A 19,251-nucleotide genomic window follows, 5' to 3' on the forward strand; every position below is an offset into this window, starting at 1 on the left:
GGGAAATAAATGACAATTCGTGTCGCAATTAATGGTTATGGGCGTATCGGCCGCATGGTATTGCGTGCCCTATATGAAGATCAAGTAAACGGCAAACCACGCCGTGATATCAAGATTGTTGCGATTAATGCGATGGGCGATATTGCCATTAATGCTCACTTGACTCAATACGATTCAGCGCACGGCCGCTTCCCCGCTGAGGTCTCGGTAGATGGTGATTGCATGGTGGTAAATGGCGATCGCATCAAGATGTTCTGTACGCGTAATCCTGCAGAAACTCCTTGGGGTGAATTGGGTGTGGATTTGGTTTTAGAGTGCACAGGTAAGTTCACTTCTAAAGAAAAAGCGATGATTCATATTGAGCAGGGCGCGAAGAAAGTATTGATTTCTGCTCCTGGTGAAAAAGATGTGGATGCAACGATTGTGTATGGCGTGAACCAAAACGTACTTAAGCCAAGCGATGTAGTTGTATCCAATGCTAGCTGCACAACAAACTGTTTGGCTCCACTGGTGAAGCCACTTTTAGAAAAGATTGGCATTGAATCTGGCTTGATGACAACGATTCATGCATTTACAAATGATCAAGTGTTGACTGATGTGTATCACAAGGATATGCGTCGTGCGCGCTCTGCTGTAACAAGCATGATCCCAACCAAGACTGGTGCTGCTAAGGCGGTAGGATTGGTTCTGCCAGCATTAGCAGGTCGCTTTGATGGTTTTGCAATGCGTGTGCCAGTGATTAACGTTTCAGTAGTTGACCTTACGTTTGCTGCAAGTCGCGCTACTAGCGTGGATGAAGTAAATTCCATTCTCAAGGCTGCTAGCGAAGGCGAGCTCAAAGGTATTTTGGGCTTCAACACCTTGCCATTGGTTTCAATCGACTTTAACCATGATCCACGTCCAAGTATTTACGACGCTTCCCAAACTCGCGTTTCTGCAGATGGTAAGTTGGTTAAGGTATTGGCTTGGTATGACAACGAGTGGGGTTATTCAGTCCAAATGCTCAATGCCGCAGAAGCATTAATGGCTGTAAAGTAAGGAAAAATAAATAAGATTAGCTAACAGTAGCTAAAAGTTGTTAAAAAACGCTTAAATCTTCTTTTTAAGCTTAATTATGTAAAAAAGACCTCATTTTGAGGTCTTTTTTGTTTCTAAGTAGCTTAAAAACAGCCTATTTTGCTTGTTTATTGCGGCAATTTTTCTTCTGGCATTGGCCATACATGGCTAAAGAATGCTCTTGGAGCTTAAATCCGAGGTTTTTAGCGATATCACGCTGCCTTTTTTCAATGGCTTCGTCTACGAATTCCTCAACATGGCCGCAATCAATGCAGACCAAATGGTCATGGTGCTGCCCCTCATTGAGCTCATAGATAGCCCTGCTATCACCCTTGCTGGACTCAAAATGGCTGCGTAGGAGCAGGCCGGCTTGTTCAAATTGGGTAAGAACCCGATAAACGGTGGCTAAACCGATCTCTTTATCCTCTTTGGCTAAAGCCATAAAAACGTCTTCAGCGCTAAAGTGCGTGCCGCCGTTTTGATGGAAAAAATCCAGAATTTTCATCCGTGGTCCGGTCGCCTTCAGGCCAATATCACGTAAATTTTCAGGGGTAGGGATTTGGGTCATATATATGGCATTGGGAGCTAAAATCAATGTCTTAATGATACGGCCAGCCATGCAAAATTGCCTTGAACTTTTTATCCACTTTTTGAACCCAGTTTTAAAGGGTGCTTATTCCCCTGTTCGACTGGGAGTTGTGGCTCTCACCCTATTTGGGCTCATGGGAGTGGTTGGCTGCACTTCCGCAGTTGATGATACGCAACGCGCTTGGGTTAACAAAATTTTTAGACCTTATGTTCCCGATGTCGTGCAAGGCAACTTTATTTCTAGTGAGCAATATGCAAAGCTGCAACTTGGCATGAGTCGCGAGCAGGTACGTCAAATTTTAGGCACACCATTGTTGGCGAGTTACTTCCATGCTAATCGCTGGGATTACATTTTTGAATTTAAGCGCTCTGGGCAACCTATTGGCAAAGAGCGTCATGTCACCGTATTTTTTGATGGCGACAAAGTGGTGAAGTTTGAAGGTGACGCATTGCCTACTGAGGTCGAGTTGGTTGCGGAGATTGATAACTACGCCAAAACAAAACGCTCTTTCTGGGATGTTGTTACTGGATCTAATAAGCCCCCAGTTACCCCACCATTGCAGAGTCCGGAATTATTGGTTCCAAGCAAGACGGATAACTTGGCTGCCGGTGCAGCTATTCCTCCTGCACCAAGCAGTAGTTCATTCTGGGACTTCTTTGGCTCTTCAAAGAATGACCCAGCTGCACAGGCTCCGCAGTTGGGGCCTGGCACTTTAAATGATGTGCCAAAGGCAGCAGATTCTAAATAATAGAAATCAATTTTGTACTGATGCCAAGATTACCTTTTTGGCTCACTTGAATAAGAAGCGAAGAAACACATGATGAAGATTGCAATTGCAGGCGCGACGGGTCGTATGGGTAAGATGTTGATTGAGGCTGTCCTCAACATAACAGATGCGCATTTGGTTGGTGCACTTGAACATACCTCATGCCCACAACTGGGCGAAGATGCTGGCGCATTCTTGGGCAAAAAGACAGGTGTGCTGATTTCTGCTGATGTGGCTCAGGTATTGGCTGATGCGCAGTTCTTGATCGACTTCACTAGACCGGAAGGCACCATGGCCCATTTAGCCGTTGCCGAAAAGACCGGCACCAAAATGATTATTGGTACTACTGGCCTAACTGCCGATCAAATTGCAAGCTTGAAAAAAGCCTCGTCAAAATTAGCAATTGTGTTTGCACCAAATATGAGTGTGGGCGTTAATGCCACTTTTAAGCTCCTCGAGATCGCAGCCAAGATGCTTAATCAGGGTTATGACATTGAAATTATTGAAGCTCATCATAAGCATAAAGTAGATGCCCCTTCTGGCACGGCGCTCAAAATGGGTGAAGTGATCGCGGATGCATTGGGCGAGAAATTAGATGACGTTGCAGTCTATGCGCGTGAAGGCCATACCGGCGAACGTAAGGAAGGTTCGATTGGTTTTGCGACTATTCGCGGTGGCGATATCGTAGGTGACCATACTGTGTTATTTGCTGGTGATGGTGAGCGTATTGAAATTAGTCACAAGTCTTCAAGCCGTCAGTCTTACGCGCAAGGATCATTACGCGCTGCCCGTTTCTTGCAAGACCAAAGCAATGGTTTGTTTGATATGCAAGATGTTCTAGGCTTGCGCAAATAACTAGTTGATCAATTAAAGATAGAAGAAAAGAGTTGTCGCAGAATGAGCAAGGATTACGACTACCGCAGTATTGAAGCCGCAGCGCAAGCTGATTGGGAAAGTGCGCAAGTCTATCAAGTAGCAGAGAACGCGGTTGATGCAGAAGGCAAAAAAAAGCCAAAGTACTACGCTTGTTCTATGTTGCCTTATCCGTCTGGCAAGCTCCACATGGGGCATGTACGCAACTACACCATTAATGATGTAATGGCACGTCAACTCCGCATGCAGGGCTACAACGTCTTGATGCCAATGGGTTGGGATGCGTTTGGTATGCCTGCTGAAAATGCGGCTATTCAGAATAAAGTACCTCCAGCAAAATGGACCTACGACAACATTGCTTATATGAAAAAGCAAATGGCTGCAATGGGTTTAGCAATTGATTGGTCACGTGAAGTTGCAACTTGTAGTCCTGATTACTATCGTTGGAACCAGTGGCTCTTCCTGAAGATGTTGGAAAAAGGTATTGCCTATCGTAAAACTCAGGTAGTCAACTGGGATCCGATTGATCAAACTGTTTTAGCAAACGAGCAGGTGATTGATGGGCGCGGTTGGCGTTCTGGCGCCTTGGTTGAGAAGCGTGAGATTCCTGGTTATTACTTCAATATCACCGCATACGCCGAGCCTTTGCTCTCTGGCTTAGAGGGTTTGGGTTGGCCAGAGCGCGTGAAGACTATGCAACAAAACTGGATTGGTAAAAGTCGTGGTGTGCGGTTTGCGTTTAAGCACGAAATTGCTGATGACCATGGCAACTTTATTCAAGACGGTCTTTTGTATGTGTTCACTACACGTGCAGACACCATCATGGGCGTTACCTTTTGCGCGGTGGCGGCAGAGCACCCACTAGCCACTAAGGCGGCTGCCAATAATCCAGCACTTGCTGCATTTATTGAGAAGTGCAAAACGGGCAGCGTGATTGAGGCTGACTTGGCTACTCAAGAAAAAGAAGGAATGTTTACTGGCTTGTATGTCACACATCCTTTGACGCATGAGCCTGTGCCCGTCTGGGTTGGTAACTACGTTTTGATGTCTTATGGTGATGGCGCAGTCATGGGTGTGCCTGCACATGATGAGCGCGATTTTGCATTTGCACTGAAGTATGAGTTACCGATTAAGCAAGTGATTGCACTCAAAGGCGAGTCACCGATGTTTAACGCTACTCATTGGGAAGATTGGTATGCCCAAAAAGATGACGTAGTTTGTTTTAATAGCGCGCAGTTTGATGGCCTATCGCACGATGAGGCGGTAAGTGCAGTTGCTAAAGAATTAGGAAAGCTCGGCATTGGTGAAATCAAGACGACCTATCGCTTACGCGATTGGGGTATTTCTCGCCAGCGTTATTGGGGCACGCCGATTCCAATTATTCATTGTGGCGATGAGAGCAATCCTGGTTGTGGCGCAGTTCCAGTGCCCGAGGCGGATTTGCCTGTAGTGTTGCCCGAAGATTGCGTGCCAGATGGTAGCGGTAATCCGCTCAATAAACGTGCCGACTTCTTAAATGTGAAGTGTCCGAAGTGTGGCAAGCCTGCACGTCGTGAAACTGACACCATGGATACCTTTGTCGACTCCTCTTGGTATTTCATGCGCTATACCGGTCCTAATGCGAAGACCATGGTTGATGAGCGTAATGAGTATTGGATGCCGATGGATCAATACATTGGTGGTATTGAGCATGCAATTTTGCATCTGCTTTATGCGCGCTTCTGGACCAAGGTCATGCGTGATCTCAATCTCATTACCTTTGATGAGCCATTCCAGAATCTGTTAACGCAAGGCATGGTTCTTAATGAGACCTATTACTCTGAAGATGCCTCTGGCAAAAAGACTTGGCTCAATCCACTAGATGTGGAATTGGATCTTGATGAAAAGGGTCGCCCTAAGGGCGCCAAGTTGATTGGTGATACTTCAAATACCCCAGTTGTAGTTGGGGGTGTTGAGAAGATGTCTAAGAGTAAAAACAATGGCGTTGATCCTCAGGCATTAATTGATCAATATGGCGCGGACACCGCTCGTTTATTTGTGATGTTTGCGGCCCCTCCTGAGCAACAGCTGGAATGGTCTGGAGCAGGTGTAGACGGTGCCTCTCGTTTCTTGCGCCGAGTATGGATGTATTCCAGCAGTCAAGCGAGCGCTTTGCGTGATGCATCTGATTCATTGCCAAGCAACTTAAATGATGATGAAAAAGAATTACGTCGCGAAGTGCACACCATTTTGAAGCAAGCTAATTTTGACTATCAACGTCGTCAGTACAACACTGTTGTCTCTGCTGCTATGAAAATGCTCAATGTGCTTGAGCCTATTAAGTTAGACCAAGATTCTAAGATCAGCGCTCCTGTATTACGTGAATGTCTGAGTATTTTGTTGCGTGTTCTTTACCCAGTAGTTCCTCATCTGACGCATGTACTCTGGACAGATTTGGGCTATGCAAAAACTTTTGGACCACTGCTAGATGCTCCGTGGCCCTCAGTAGATGAAGCTGCTTTGATTCAAACTGAAATTACTTTGATGTTGCAGATTAATGGCAAGCTGCGTGGCGATATTAAGGTGCCTGCAGATGCCAATAAAGAGCAAATTGAACTTTTGGCGTTAAAAAGTGAGCCTGCACAAAAAGCATTAAATGGTGGCGCACCCAAGAAGGTTATTCTGGTACCTGGCCGCCTTGTGAATATTGTTGCTTAAATAGAAGATAAAGACATGAGCGTAAACTCTCTGCGCCGCACAATGCTAGGTTTGATTGCTGCCGCCCCCTTGAGCGGGCTGATTGCTTGTGGCTATCGTTTGCGCGGCATGGTAGATTTACCTTTCAAGGTCATTGCCATTACTGGAAACCCTTCGCCACCATTGCGGGCAGATTTGCAGACTGCGATTTTGACGGGGACTGATGCCAAGGTTGCCCTCAATCCCAAGGATGCAGACCTTATCTTAGAAATTACCAACGATGTGAATGGGCGTGAGATCTTGGCATATAACTCCAATGGTCAAGTGTCAGCATATCGCCTCAATATTCGTGTTGGCTTTAGAGCATTTGATATGGCAGGTGCTGAAGTAGTTCCAGAGGCAGAGATTTATATGACTCGGGATATGGACTTTAGTGTTTCAACAGTCTTGGCAACCGATGTTCAAATTCAGCAATTTTTGTCGCTCATGCGTCGAGATTTGGCAATTCAGATTTTGCGACGCGTGGCTGCCGCTGCTAAATCACCGAGAGCAAGAGCGTTTTAATCAGACGTAGCGCGCATGATTAAAGTTGATTCCCTTCACGCGCATCTCAAGTCCTTGAGCTCGGGCGCTGCTATGTCACCGCTATATGTCTTTAGTGGTGATGAGCCTTTGCTGATGATGGAGGCGATGGACCAACTGAGGTCTGCGGCAAAGAAACAGAACTTTACTGAGCGTGAGGTGTTGCTCCAGGAACGTGGATTTGATTGGAGCGCCCTGTTAAGTGCAGGTCAGACTATGTCCTTGTTTGGCGATAAGCGATGGGTAGAGTTACGTATCCCGACTGGCAAGCCTGGGCGCGATGGAGCAGACGCTCTCAAACAGTTTGCAGCTCAAATTGCTACGCAGCCAGTGGGTTCCGAAGGTCCCGACACCGTAGTTTGTATCGTTTTGCCTCGCTTGGACGGCAAGACTAAAACCTCAGCATGGTTCAGTGCTTTGGATGATGCAGGTATGGCAATTCAGATTGATTCATTGGATCGCAGTCACTTGCCTCAGTGGATTGCAGGACGTCTTAAGCGACAAGATCAAGAAGTTGAGGCAGGCCTAGAAGGTCAGCGAGCGCTTCAGTTTATTGCTGATCAGGTGGAGGGTAATTTAATTGCTGCCCATCAAGAAATTCTGAAATTAGGTTTGCTGTATCCCACTGGGAAATTGACTGAAGAGCAAATTCGCTCTTCTATTCTGAAGGTGGCACGTTATAACGTTTTTGAGTTAACCGAAGCTATGCTCGCTGGGGATTTGGCAAGGCTGAATCGTATGTTGGATGGTCTCAAAGGTGAGGGCGAGCCGTTGGTATTGATTCTGTGGAGCGTAACCGAAGAGCTTCGGATACTATCTAAACTGAAGGCGGCGAGTGATGCAGGGGAGTCTGTACAGAATCTCATGCGCGCCAACCGAATTTGGGGAAACAAAGAGCGTTTATATCCGGCGGCATTGAGTAGAGTGCAGCCTCTAAAGCTGAGAAGAGCGATGCAGGTTGCCGCAGGATTGGATCGTCAGGTAAAGGGTCTACATGCTGCTGATTTGCCGGCAGACCCTTGGGATGGCTTACGCTTAGTAGGTAATTTATTGCGTTAAGAAGTGAGCAAAGAGCTAGTGAAGAGTAATCAGAGAGTAATCAGAGAGTAAAAATGAGTTCAGCTATCAAAGAAATGATGCAAGACATTGGCATGCGAGCACGAGTCGCATCGCGTGCAATGGCGCGCGCATCGAGCGAGCAAAAAAATCAGGCTTTATTACATATTGCAAAGGTGGTTCGTCAAAAGTCAGCTGAGATTCAGAAGGTTAATCAGGTGGATGTTGATCGTGCTAAGGCTAATGGCCAAGATGCAGCGTTTGTTGATCGCTTAACTATGACTCCAAAAACAATCGAAACAATGGCATTGGGTTTGGAGCAAATTGTTTCCTTGGATGATCCGATTGGCAAAATTACTCCGCTACAAAAGCAGGCATCTGGGATTGAACTGGGTCAGATGCGTGTGCCGCTTGGAGTGATAGGCATTATCTATGAGTCTCGTCCTAATGTAACCATTGATGCCGCTGCATTGTGCTTAAAGTCGGGTAATGCTGTGATTTTGCGTGGCGGCTCAGAGGCAATTGATTCCAATACTTTGTTGGCTCAGATTATTCAAGAGGGACTATCTGCCGCAGGCTTACCTAAAGATGCAGTGCAGGTGGTGACAACGACGGATCGCAGTGCTGTCGGTGAAATGATTACGATGACTCAATATATCGATGTCATAGTGCCACGAGGTGGAAAGAGTTTAATTGCGCGCTTGATGGCTGAGGCACGTGTTCCAATGATCAAGCACTTAGATGGTATTTGTCACACCTATATTGATGCAGATGCTGATGTAGCAATGGCTGTAAAGGTGTGTGATAACGCTAAGACCCAACGTTATGCACCCTGTAATGCAATGGAAACTTTGCTCGTAAATCAAGAGATTGCTAACGCAGTATTGCCAACGCTGTGCAAGATTTATCAAGATAAAGGCGTAGAGCTGAGAGTTGATTCATTGACTCGTAAAACACTTGAGGCCAATGGTTTTCAGAATTTAATCGATGCCAAGGAAGAAGATTGGCAAACCGAATACTTAGCCCCAATTCTGTCAATTAAGACGGTGGCTAATATTGATGAGGCCATGAATCATATTGAGCAATATGGCAGCAAGCACACTGATGCCATTATTACGAATAATAAAGCGCAAGCAGATCGCTTCTTGCGCGAGGTAGACAGTGCCAGTGTAATGGTGAACGCCAGTACTCGTTTTGCCGATGGCTTTGAGTATGGCTTGGGCGCTGAGATCGGTATTTCGAATGACAAGCTGCATGCCCGCGGCCCAGTTGGTCTTGATGGACTGACCTCCTTAAAGTATGTAGTCATGGGCCATGGCGAAATTCGCACCTAATTTAATAGCGCAAAGTAAATACACTACATATGAGTAATTCCTACCTTTGGGTTAAAACTTTTCACATCGTATTTATAACTTCGTGGTTTGCTGGCTTGTTTTATCTGCCCAGAATCTATGTGAATTTGGCTGAAGAGAAAAACGCTGAGGCTTATGCTCGCCTGCTAGGTATGGCTGACCGCTTATTTCGGTTCATGACTATCCTGGCGGTCCCGGCAGTCTTATTGGGCATAACGCTGTGGCTTCACTTTGGTATTGGTCGTGGCGATATATGGATGCATGCCAAATTATTTTTTGTGATTCTGGTGATTGGTTATCACCACGCTTGTTTGAGCTTGCTCAAGAAGTTTCGTGCTGGAGTTAATAAGCGATCCGGTGTTTGGTTCCGTTGGTTTAATGAAGTTCCAGTGATTTTGTTAGTCATTATTGTTGCCTTAGTATTGTTTAAGCCTTGAGACCAGCTGATAAGTTCCATTTAATTTTTTAATATTCCCATTTATAGATTGTTAGCCCCATGAGATTTTTTGTTGTATGCCCAGGCGGTCTAGAGGTGCCGCTTGCCCAGGAGCTAGCAGAGATTGCTGGACGCCCTGAATGTAAGGCTTTAGGCACCTGGGTAATTGACCCAACGCCGACCAGCCCAACTGGTGGCGTAGGTCTGGCGGGACCAATATCTGCAGCAATGGCCCTGAATTTGCATTCTCGTATTGGGAGTCGAGTTTTATTGCAAATGGCGCAAGCTCCTTATAGGCAAGAAGAAGATTTATATAAGTTGGCTAGTGGTTTGGCTTGGGAAGAATGGTTTACGTCTAAGCAAACATTGCGCGTTGATGTCACTGCTCATCGCTCCCCACTCAAGAGTTTGAATTTTGCTACCCTCAAAATTAAAGATGCGATTGTCGATCGCTTACGTGATGTAACTGGAGATCGACCGAGTATTGATACCGCCTTTCCAGATGTGCGCGTGCAGGCGCATTTAACAGCAACCCAAGTCACTATTTACTTGGATACTTCTGGTGAGGCGTTATTTAAGCGTGGTTGGCGTGATGAAAAAGGGGATGCACCCCTCAAAGAAAATCTGGCTGCCGGAATTTTGTCGTTCACTGCCTGGAAACCTGGTCAAACTTTATTTGATCCGATGTGCGGTAGTGGCACATTTTTGATTGAAGCTGCTCAGATGGCCTTATCCATTCCACCTGGTGCTATTCGTGCGGGTATGTATGGCGATGATGCTAAGCCAAGCAGACTAGCTTATCGTCCGTTGGTTACTTCGGCGCATGGTTTTGGTTTTCAGCGACTCAAACCCTTTAAAGAAGCTGCTGAGCAAAAGCGTTGGGTTGATTTAAAGGAAGTTGCTCTTGCGAAAATGCTAGAAATGCGTAAGCACTACCCTAGTGTTGATGCCTTAAAAATCACTGGCGGTGATATTAATGAAAAGTTAGTTTCCATGTTTAAGGGTAACTGGCAGAGAGCGCAATTGCCGGACCAGCCTGTAGTGCGTCAAATTGATGCCTTAGCTGCTAAGCCGCCAGGAAGTGTTCATGAGGGTGTGATGTTATTGAACCCTCCTTACGGTGAGCGATTGGTAATCAAGGGCGGCCGCGGTCAGGATCGGGTATCTGATCGTGATGCGCAGGATACCCATGCAGATGAACCGGATAACCGTTTTGAGCTGAACCTAGAGACGGGTCGTCAAAGTGCCAAGCGTTCTAGTCGTGAATCATTGAAAAAGCTACAGGCTCAGGAAGAGCAAGACCCTAAATTTGTGGAGTTTTTGCGTCAGTTTGGCCAGCATCTAAAAGATGACTTTGGTGGATGGAATATATTTGTGCTGACTGCAGATATGGCGCTTCCAGGCCAGCTGCGTATTAAAGAATCTAAGCGCACCCCGTTGTTTAATGGTCCACTTGAGTGTCGTTTATTCAAGTTTGAGATGCATGCGAAGCGTCCAGCTTAAGCAGCTATAAAACCTTAAAATAAGACAAGAAGCATAGTAAACAAAAGATATACCAAAGAACATCAGAGAGCAAAGCAATGGAATTTAAAACATATATGTGTTTAATTTGCGGTTGGGTTTACGACGAAGCCGCTGGTTTACCGGAGGAAGGTATTGCGCCAGGAACACTTTGGAAAGATGTGCCAATGAACTGGACTTGTCCAGAGTGTGGCGCTCGCAAAGAAGACTTTGAAATGATGGCAATTTAATTAGAAATAACCATGGCAAACGTAGACCAAAACGAAGCGCTATTTGAGCGTGCACAAAAAACTATTCCTGGAGGAGTAAATTCCCCAGTGAGGGCTTTCCGTCAAGTTGGCGGAACACCCCGTTTTGTTGCGAAAGCCAAAGGCCCTTACTTTTGGGATGCCAACGATAAGCGCTATATCGATTTAATTATGTCTTGGGGCCCGATGATCGTGGGCCACGCAAATCCCGAAGTGGTAGCTGCAGTTCAGAAAGCTGCTGAAACCAGTTTTAGCTATGGCGCACCTACCGAAGGTGAAATTGAATTGGCAGAACGCATTTGCGCCTTAATGCCAAGCGTTGAGCAGGTGCGCATGGTGTCTAGTGGCACAGAAGCGACGATGAGTGCCCTGCGCTTAGCTCGTGGCTACACTGGCCGTGATTTGATTATCAAGTTTGAAGGTTGCTATCACGGTCATGCTGATAGTCTTTTGGTAAAGGCTGGTTCCGGTCTATTGACCTTTGCTGACTCTACACAAAATGCACCATCTTCTGGCGGTGTGCCACAGGATTTGGTGAAACATACTTTAGTGTTGCCATACAATGATGTCGCTGCGATTGAGGAAGTATTTAAAAAGCAGGGCGATCAAATTGCTGCGGTCATCATCGAGCCAATCGCAGGCAATATGAATTTAATCAAGCCTTCTAAGGAATTTTTAACGGCGATTCGGAGTTTGACTAGTAAGTATGGCGCTGTATTAATTTATGACGAGGTCATGACTGGCTTTAGGGTGGCTTTGGGCGGTGCTCAGTCTTTGCAAGGCGTCACCCCAGATCTCACGTGCCTAGGCAAGGTCATGGGCGGCGGCATGCCGATGGCAGCTTTTGGCGGTAAGAAAGAAATCATGTCCAAGCTTGCACCTTTAGGTAATGTGTATCAGGCTGGCACTCTCTCTGGCAACCCGGTTGCAGTCGCTGCAGGTCTAAAGACTCTCGAGATTATTTCGCGAGAAGGTTTCTATGAGTGCTTGACAGGCCAGACAGAAAAATTAATGGCCGGTTTAAAAGCAGCTGCCGATAGGAACAATATCCCCTTTGCTGTAGATAGCGAGGGCGGGATGTTTGGCTTTTACTTTACCAATGAAGTTCCCACCTCATTTGAGGCAGTGACTAAATCTAATATTGATGCCTTTAAGAAATTCTTCCACTTGATGTTAGATGAAGGGGTGTACTTAGCACCATCTGCATACGAGGCAGGTTTCACATCCATTGCACATGACAATGCTGTGCTCGATGAAATTATTGCTGCAGCTGAGAATTCATTTAAAAAGCTTTAAGCCTTTAAAAATTTATCTTTGCAATGATTTACATCCTGAGTGGGTGGTCATAGCCACCCACTTGAATGATGTCTAATTTCGGGTTGTCTTGATTGGAATCTGCAATTTCCAGTGCGGTGAGTTTTCCGCCCCAGACGCAGCCGGTATCTAGACCAATGACATTATGTTTACGCATTAAGCCTAGTGTGGACCAATGCCCAAAGTAAATTAAGGTGTTAGCAGTCTTTCTCTTGGGCGCCATGAACCAAGGTGTGTAGCCTTTTGGTCCATCCTCTAAACCTTCTTTACTTTCAAACTCCATTTGACCGGTAGGGCTACAAAATCGCATGCGGGTTAAGGCATTAGTGATGGCTCGCAAGCGTTCATACCCTTTTAGGGAGTTGCTCCATTTGGTGGGGGTGTTACCGTACATATTGGCCAAAAAGGTTTTGTAAGACTTGCCACGCAAGGCCTTTTCTACCTCTTGGGCGCATTCAATGGTTTGTTGTAAGTCCCATTGGGGTAGCACTCCTGCATGAACAGTGAGGACTTTGCCATTACTCAATGCCATGGGGCGATTTCGTATCCAGTCAATGAGCTCTACCCGATCAGGGGCATGCAAAATGGGCTCAACAGTATCTAGCCCTTTCGTTTTACGAAGGCCAGCATCAATTGCAAGTAGGTGCAAATCATGATTACCCAAGATACACTCAGCACGACCAGATTCTTGTAAGGTTTTCAAATGTCGCAATGCACCCAATGAATCAGGCCCGCGATTAACTAAATCCCCCAGAAAAATCATTTTAGATTTTGGAGGAAGCTTTTTGACTAAGGCTTTTAACGAAGGTGCGCAGCCTTGGACATCACCTACGGCATAGATCTTGCTCATACCTAATCTTAAAGCGGAAATGAGGGCTTATGGATTTTGTTAAGTGATTTTTTTCACAACACTGTAGCGCACTAAAGTCTTCTTGCGCGCTTCATCATGATCTACAACCGGCAATGGGTAATCTCTTCCCAGGCTGATGCCTGCCGCCTCTAGCTCGATATGGCCAGCCTTCCACGGGGCGTGAATCGACTTCTTGGAGAGTATTTCTAATTGCGGTAGATAGCGTTTGATGAACTTGCCCTCTGGATCAAACTTTTCTGATTGGGTAATAGGATTAAAGATTCGGAAATACGGCTGGGCATCGCAGCCTGACGAAGAAGCCCATTGCCAGCCACCATTATTAGAGGAGAGTTCAAAGTCATTGAGATGTTCAGCAAAATAAGCCTCACCCCAGCGCCAATCTATTCCCAAATCTTTCGTTAGAAAGCTGGCCACCACCATCCGTAAGCGGTTATGCATATAGCCACTTTGATTCAGTTGATGCATGGCTGCATCAACAAGTGGGTAACCAGTTTTACCTTCACACCAAGCGGTAAATAATTTCTTAGCAGTGGCACCACTCTCCCACGCAATATTATCGTAGTCGGGTTTAAAAGATGCGCCCTTAGCAAGGCGAGGATGATTAGCCAGAATCATGAAGTAAAAATCACGCCATATTAATTCGCTTAACCAAATAGTGGCACCCATGCTTCCCGCTAGCATGCGTCGATGAGCTTCGCGCACTAAACCTCGAATGGATAACATGCCAAAACGTAAGTGGGTGGAGAGATAACTCACGCCCTTGATCGCGGGAAAGTCTCTGCCAACCTGGTATTGATCTATGCGATGAAGAAAGTCTTCTAAAAAGGCTTGGCCACCTTCAGAGCCAGGCGGCAGGTAGCTTTCAACGCCGGTGGGGCAAAAACCCATAGACTCTAAGGAAGGAAATGGTGCGGATAATTTCTTGGGAATCTCTGCAAGCTGCCCTGGTTTCGGATTGCATTCATAAGCAGAGAGATCTTTTTCTTGAAGTGTCTTGAGCCAATTATTTTTATATGGCGTAAAAATAGAAAAGACGGTATTCGAATTGGTCAAAATTTCTTTTTTCTCAAAGATCACTTGATCTTTAAAAGTCTCAAACCCAATACCTTGTTTTTCTAACTGAACCCTGACAGTCTCATCGCGCTCAATTGCTGAAGGCTCATAGTCATGATTGGTAAATACTGTGTTTACACCGAGTTCTTTGGCAATTTCGGGAATGCATTGAGTTGGTTGACCGTAGCGGACAATCAGTCCTCCACCTTGTTTACGTAGTTCATCATCGATTTGTTTTAAGCCTTGCCAGATGAAATCAACCCTGCGGTCATGTTTAAGACCATTGGCATCAAGCTCACCCTTCAACAAGGGTTTGAGAATATCGGTGTCAAAAATGAAAGTGAGCCAAACTTGCCCACCCTCTTTGAGTGCGTAATGGAGGGCTGCATTGTCATACAGGCGGAGATCGCGGCGGAGCCAAACAAGTGCTTTTTGCATAGCCCCTATATTAGGGCTTATTCAACTTAAATGCAGACGGCAGGGTAGGGTAGTCGGGTTAAGATCTTAGGCAATGATGGATACGATCTTTTTTATTCTCTCGAAAGTAGTGCAATTTTGCATTGAGCCACTCAATTGGGTGATCGCCTTTGTCTTATTGGGCCTCCTTTTCTTGTCCCTACGCAAACCTCATCTTTGTAAGCGTTTTTTAGTACTAGCGCTCTTCGATCTTCTGCTAGTGGGCTGGTTACCTGCCTCAGAGTTACCGTTGAGAGCTATTGAAAATCTGGTTCCTAAGGCGACTTTACCAAATGATCTCAATAATAAGATTGGGGGCATCATTATTTTAGGTGGTGCAATTTCTGGTGAACAGATCGCAGTGGATCGGGGGGAGATATCTATTCATTCTTCAGCAGAGCGCGTTACAAAGGGGTTTGAGTTCGCTCGTAAGCATCCCAACCTACCTTATATCTTTAGCGGCGCCTCTGGGCGTATTAATCCGAGAGGCATATCCGAGGCGGATGCTTTTAAACAGTTGGTTCAGGAACAGGGCCTAAATGAAGCTCAGGCTCATTATGAAAATCAATCTCGTAACACCTATGAGAATGTGCTTTATATGAAGCCGATGATCCAAGAGCTTGGGGCAAAGGATGAAGCTGGACAATTAAAGCCTTGGCTACTAATCACCTCAGCCAGCCATATGTATCGATCGGTCAAAATCTTTGAAAAACAAGATTTACCTGTATTGCCTTTACCGGTGGATTACCAGACTGCTAATCGCCTGCAGTGGACAGAGTTCAACTTGGTCGATGGCGCACAAAACTGGCATGCTGTAGTGCATGAGGCTGTGGGCCTGCTGGCTTACTGGATTACCGGAAAAATCTAGATCTTCGGTAAAATAAAGGCCATGACTTCTGCTAAAAAAGCACCCTCTGCTTCAGATATAGCGGCTTCGCCAGAGTCATCAATTTCTTTTTCTGCCGACCATCTTGCTAATCAGTTTTTAATTGCTATGCCAGGGATGGTTGACCCTAATTTTGCCGGCTCAGTAATTTATCTTTTTGAGCATACTGAGAGAGGTGCTATGGGGTTGGTGGTTAATAGGCCAACTGAGGTTAACTTAAGTACTCTGTTTGACAAAATCGATCTCAAGTTGGAGATTGCTCCTTTATTGGACCAGCCAGTTTATTTTGGTGGGCCTGTTCAGGTAGAGCGTGGTTTTGTTTTGCACGAATCCAATCCCAAGCTTTCTTACAGCTCCTCATTAATCATTCCGGGCGGTTTAACTATGACTACCTCTAAGGATGTATTGGAGGAGGTAGCCAACGGTAAAGGGCCTGCACAGTTTTTAATGACTCTGGGTTATGCGGGTTGGGGTGCGGGACAGCTCGAAGAGGAGATTACCCTTAATGGTTGGATTAATGTTCCGCTGAACCGCGAGCAAATGATAGAAATTATCTTTAATACTCCCTCAAGCCAGCGCTATCAAAAGGCGATGAATCATTTAGGTTTTGATCTCTCTGACCTCTCTGGAGAGGCGGGGCATGCATAAGCCCGCTGCATCTATTGCACCTATTACGGTGATGGCATTTGACTATGGGACTAGACGTGTAGGTGTTGCCGTTGGCAATTCAGTAACAAAGGCAGGCGAACCTTTGAAGACCATTTCAGCAGTCAATAGCGATACCTTATTTAAAGACATAGAGATGCTTCTGGCAGATTGGCAGCCTGATCTATTGGTGGTTGGCCGACCAACACATCCAGATGGTAAACCCCATGAGATGACGGCCAAAGCCACGCGTTTTGGCAATCAATTACATGGCCGTTTTCATTTGCCAGTAGTCTGGGTGGATGAGCGCTACTCCTCCGTAGTTTTAGAGGGTGATCTCCAGATGCGGGACAATCTAGATGCTCACTCGGCAGCCATTATTTTGGAGCAGTATTTTGCAGAAGTCGGCTCTAAGGCTGTCGAATAAAAATGCAGTTTATATATAGCGGTGATTAAAGAATGAATGCAGAACAGTTATACGAAAAATTACTAGCAAAGCTTCGTGGGTTGAAGCAGGCAGAATCTTTTGAATTGGTCGGACTTGCAATGGGCGGTGCCTGGATTGCCGCGCGTTTAGCGAAAGACTTAGGTTTGCCGCACTACGGCGTCATTAATGTGGCTTTTCATCGTGATGACTATGCGGAAAAAGGTATGACTGCACTTCGGACGGCTAGCACCATGACGACCCATCTACCATTTGATGTTAACGGTGCCACTGTGATTTTGATTGATGATGTTCTGTTAACTGGCAGAACTGTTAGAGCCGCCCTAAATGAGTTGTTTGATTTTGGTAGACCAGCACATGTGGAGTTAATGGTCTTGGCTGATCGTGGTAACCGAGAGCTTCCTGTGTGCGCCAATTTTGTTGGTGAAGAGGTAAGTGTTCCAGATCACCAAATTCTGGTTTTAGAAAAAGATACAGCTGGGAAATTCAGTTTCGTACTAGAGGAGCGTGAGTGATGAGTTCGATATATCAGCCAGTGAATCAATTTAATGCTGCCGGAGAGCTTACACATCTTCTAACCCTTGAAGGACTTCCTAAAGAACAAATCGTTCATATTCTGGATACGGCTCAGCAGTTTGTCAGTGTGACCGATCCATCACGTGAGGTAAAGAAGGTTCCCTTGTTAAGGGGTAAAAGTGTATTTAATCTCTTCTTCGAGAACTCTACTCGCACTAGAACAACTTTTGAGATCGCTGCCAAGCGTTTATCGGCAGACGTCATTAACTTAGATATTTCTACATCATCAACTGCAAAAGGAGAAAGTCTCCTCGATACTATTGATAACTTGGTAGCGATGCAGGCAGATATTTTTGTTGTTCGTCATAGCGTATCTAGGGCGCCAATTGAAATTGCTAACCACGTACCAGCACATGTGCATGTGGTGAATGCTGGCGATGGCAGTCATCAGCATCCTACCCAAGGGTTACTGGATATGTATACGATGCGCCACTTCAAACAAAGCTTCAAAGGTTTAAAAGTGGCAATTGTGGGTGATATTGTTCACAGTCGTGTAGCAAAGTCGAATATTCATGCTTTAACTACTTTGGGGTGCGAAGACATCCGTGCTATTGGCCCAGAAAGCTTATTACCAAGTGATTTGGACATGTTGGGTGTTAAGGTCTTCCACAGCATGGAAGAGGGTTTAAAAGATGTTGATGTGGTGATGACCCTGCGTATTCAGAAAGAGCGCATGGAGGCTGGTCAAGTTCCCGAGGGAGATGCATTTTTTAAACAGTACGGCTTAACACCGGCTCGCTTGGCTCTCGCCAAATCTGATGCCATCGTGATGCATCCAGGTCCAATGAATCGTGGGGTAGAGATCGATTCAGCGGTAGCCGATGGCCCGCAGTCGGTCATCTTGAATCAAGTGACCTTTGGTATTGCGGTGCGTATGGCAGTGATGTCAATTGTGGCTGGAAATTAATTTAGTAATTTCCGCCGCAATTTGCTCATCAAAATTCACATGACTATCTAGTATTAACTCATCTTGAGCGGCAGCTGCAGAGTGCTCTAGATTGTTACTAATGACCACATTGAAATCACAGAGCGTTGATAGGCCAAACATTTGAGCCCAAGAATTATTCCGATAAGGGTTTATTTCTAAGACTTTAACGTCGTCGTTTAAAAAAAGCAGGTTAAATACGCCAGCACCTACCATGTAGGTAAAGGTCTGAGCATTTGCTAGCGTCTGAAGATAGTCTTTGAAACTGAGTTTAGACAAGAAGACTTGATCAATATGGTTTGCCTTTAAAAATTCCTGGTCAATATTGAGTAGATTCTTGCGGCTGAGCTCGTTTCTGCCATAGATCAGGTTTTTATTTCGTATCTCAGAAATGCCGTGTTTTGCAAAACAGATTGTTTTAATCTCTCGGCAAATTTCTTGAAAGTTAGGATAGATTTTAAGATCTCTACCTTCAGGAGTAACGACCAGCTTAGAAAATGCATAAGCCTTGTCGTAATCTAAAAAGATTAAATCTTTAGGGTCAATGATGGATTCCAGAAATTCTCTTTGGAATGTATTGCCTTTAATAGAGACGCAGACTCGTTTTTTATTTTTTCTCCACTCAAGATAAAAGGGGAAGAAAACATCATGAAAAAAATGGGCGATATTGTCTGTGTGAATAATTAATAAATAAAATTCTTCACCTTCTAGATTTTCGACCTCTAAATCAATAGGCAATAGTGACCAGCGCCTAGCGTAATGAACGCGGTCATTTTTTACTGAAATTGGATTCTTGCTATAGAGCTGATCTTTGAAGAGGATATAGCTCGCGCTCCCGGCAAACTTAAATAGCCATTTCTGAAAGAAGTCTTTAATTTTGTGCATGCACTTTAATATTTAATGTGTAAGGGGAAGCCTACTATAA

General features: G+C 45.4%; 20 protein-coding genes. 16 read left to right on the forward strand and 4 right to left on the reverse strand.

What is annotated here, in order from left to right; genetic code table 11:
- Nucleotides 1–9 precede the first annotated feature (9 nt).
- Nucleotides 10–1,038: a type I glyceraldehyde-3-phosphate dehydrogenase gene (gap, locus tag JaK3_RS02700; RefSeq protein WP_068320409.1), complete on the forward strand. Its 1,029-nt coding sequence runs from the start codon at nt 10–12 to the stop codon at nt 1,036–1,038.
- Between the two features lie 133 nt (nt 1,039–1,171).
- Here gap and fur read toward each other — a convergent pair whose 3' ends face one another.
- Nucleotides 1,172–1,615, reverse strand: a complete 444-nt coding sequence (fur, locus tag JaK3_RS02705; RefSeq protein WP_167345985.1) for a ferric iron uptake transcriptional regulator — start codon at nt 1,613–1,615, stop codon at nt 1,172–1,174.
- A 91-nt stretch (nt 1,616–1,706) separates the two neighbouring features.
- Here fur and JaK3_RS02710 point away from each other — a divergent pair, with 91 nt between their 5' ends.
- From JaK3_RS02710 to hemL, 10 genes are all read left to right on the forward strand, one after another.
- Entirely contained in the window at nt 1,707–2,393 is a 687-nt protein-coding gene (locus JaK3_RS02710; RefSeq protein WP_082786358.1) for an outer membrane protein assembly factor BamE, read from the forward strand.
- Between the two features lie 72 nt (nt 2,394–2,465).
- Nucleotides 2,466–3,266 (forward strand): 4-hydroxy-tetrahydrodipicolinate reductase, encoded by an 801-nt coding sequence (dapB, locus tag JaK3_RS02715; RefSeq protein WP_068320710.1) that lies wholly within the window; start codon nt 2,466–2,468, stop codon nt 3,264–3,266.
- Between the two features lie 42 nt (nt 3,267–3,308).
- Nucleotides 3,309–5,981: a leucine--tRNA ligase gene (gene leuS / locus JaK3_RS02720; protein ID WP_068320413.1), complete on the forward strand. Its 2,673-nt coding sequence runs from the start codon at nt 3,309–3,311 to the stop codon at nt 5,979–5,981.
- Nucleotides 5,982–5,996: 15 nt separating this feature from the next.
- A complete protein-coding gene (locus tag JaK3_RS02725) occupies nt 5,997–6,524 on the forward strand; it encodes an LPS-assembly lipoprotein LptE (protein WP_068320415.1) in 528 nt (175 codons plus the stop codon).
- Nucleotides 6,525–6,539: 15 nt separating this feature from the next.
- Nucleotides 6,540–7,601: a DNA polymerase III subunit delta gene (gene holA / locus JaK3_RS02730; RefSeq protein ID WP_068320417.1), complete on the forward strand. Its 1,062-nt coding sequence runs from the start codon at nt 6,540–6,542 to the stop codon at nt 7,599–7,601.
- 53 nt (nt 7,602–7,654) lie between these two features.
- Nucleotides 7,655–8,932: a glutamate-5-semialdehyde dehydrogenase gene (locus JaK3_RS02735; RefSeq protein WP_068320419.1), complete on the forward strand. Its 1,278-nt coding sequence runs from the start codon at nt 7,655–7,657 to the stop codon at nt 8,930–8,932.
- 29 nt (nt 8,933–8,961) lie between these two features.
- Entirely contained in the window at nt 8,962–9,387 is a 426-nt protein-coding gene (locus JaK3_RS02740) for a CopD family protein (RefSeq protein WP_068320421.1), read from the forward strand.
- Nucleotides 9,388–9,446: 59 nt separating this feature from the next.
- Nucleotides 9,447–10,889: a THUMP domain-containing class I SAM-dependent RNA methyltransferase gene (locus JaK3_RS02745; RefSeq protein WP_068320423.1), complete on the forward strand. Its 1,443-nt coding sequence runs from the start codon at nt 9,447–9,449 to the stop codon at nt 10,887–10,889.
- Between the two features lie 77 nt (nt 10,890–10,966).
- The gene (locus tag JaK3_RS02750; RefSeq protein WP_011902084.1) at nt 10,967–11,137 is read left to right on the forward strand and encodes a rubredoxin; all 171 of its coding nucleotides are present in this window, start codon (nt 10,967–10,969) and stop codon (nt 11,135–11,137) included.
- 12 nt (nt 11,138–11,149) lie between these two features.
- Nucleotides 11,150–12,451 (forward strand): glutamate-1-semialdehyde 2,1-aminomutase, encoded by a 1,302-nt coding sequence (hemL, locus tag JaK3_RS02755; RefSeq protein ID WP_068320425.1) that lies wholly within the window; start codon nt 11,150–11,152, stop codon nt 12,449–12,451.
- Nucleotides 12,452–12,479: 28 nt separating this feature from the next.
- Here hemL and JaK3_RS02760 read toward each other — a convergent pair whose 3' ends face one another.
- Together JaK3_RS02760 and JaK3_RS02765 are read right to left on the reverse strand one after the other, a co-directional pair.
- Nucleotides 12,480–13,319 carry a symmetrical bis(5'-nucleosyl)-tetraphosphatase gene (locus JaK3_RS02760; protein ID WP_068320427.1) on the reverse strand — a complete coding sequence of 280 codons (840 nt, stop codon included), beginning with the start codon at nt 13,317–13,319 and terminating at the stop codon, nt 12,480–12,482.
- Nucleotides 13,320–13,358: 39 nt separating this feature from the next.
- Complete coding sequence (locus tag JaK3_RS02765; protein WP_068320429.1) at nt 13,359–14,831, reverse strand: cryptochrome/photolyase family protein; 1,473 nt, start codon at nt 14,829–14,831, stop codon at nt 13,359–13,361.
- Between the two features lie 73 nt (nt 14,832–14,904).
- Here JaK3_RS02765 and JaK3_RS02770 point away from each other — a divergent pair, with 73 nt between their 5' ends.
- The 5 genes from JaK3_RS02770 to JaK3_RS02790 are packed head-to-tail and all read left to right on the forward strand — an operon-like array spanning nt 14,905 to nt 18,308.
- Complete coding sequence (locus JaK3_RS02770; RefSeq protein WP_240480857.1) at nt 14,905–15,717, forward strand: YdcF family protein; 813 nt, start codon at nt 14,905–14,907, stop codon at nt 15,715–15,717.
- Nucleotides 15,718–15,738: 21 nt separating this feature from the next.
- Entirely contained in the window at nt 15,739–16,383 is a 645-nt protein-coding gene (locus JaK3_RS02775) for a YqgE/AlgH family protein (protein WP_068320434.1), read from the forward strand.
- Nucleotides 16,376–16,807 (forward strand): Holliday junction resolvase RuvX, encoded by a 432-nt coding sequence (gene ruvX, locus JaK3_RS02780; RefSeq protein ID WP_068320436.1) that lies wholly within the window; start codon nt 16,376–16,378, stop codon nt 16,805–16,807. Before JaK3_RS02775 ends, ruvX begins: the two co-directional genes overlap by 8 nt.
- Before the next feature lie 32 nt (nt 16,808–16,839).
- Complete coding sequence (gene pyrR, locus JaK3_RS02785) at nt 16,840–17,340, forward strand: bifunctional pyr operon transcriptional regulator/uracil phosphoribosyltransferase PyrR (RefSeq protein ID WP_068320438.1); 501 nt, start codon at nt 16,840–16,842, stop codon at nt 17,338–17,340.
- On the forward strand, nt 17,340–18,308 hold the full coding sequence (locus JaK3_RS02790) for an aspartate carbamoyltransferase catalytic subunit (protein ID WP_068320440.1): 969 nt from the start codon (nt 17,340–17,342) through the stop codon (nt 18,306–18,308). Before pyrR ends, JaK3_RS02790 begins: the two co-directional genes overlap by 1 nt.
- Here the strand turns inward: JaK3_RS02790 and JaK3_RS02795 are convergent.
- A complete protein-coding gene (locus tag JaK3_RS02795; protein ID WP_068320442.1) occupies nt 18,288–19,211 on the reverse strand; it encodes a glycosyltransferase 61 family protein in 924 nt (307 codons plus the stop codon). The two genes, JaK3_RS02790 and JaK3_RS02795, sit on opposite strands and share 21 nt — an antisense overlap.
- Between the last annotated feature and the right edge of the window lie 40 nt (nt 19,212–19,251).

The organism is Polynucleobacter yangtzensis, assembly GCF_001595965.1.
Lineage (GTDB): Bacteria > Pseudomonadota > Gammaproteobacteria > Burkholderiales > Burkholderiaceae > Polynucleobacter > Polynucleobacter yangtzensis.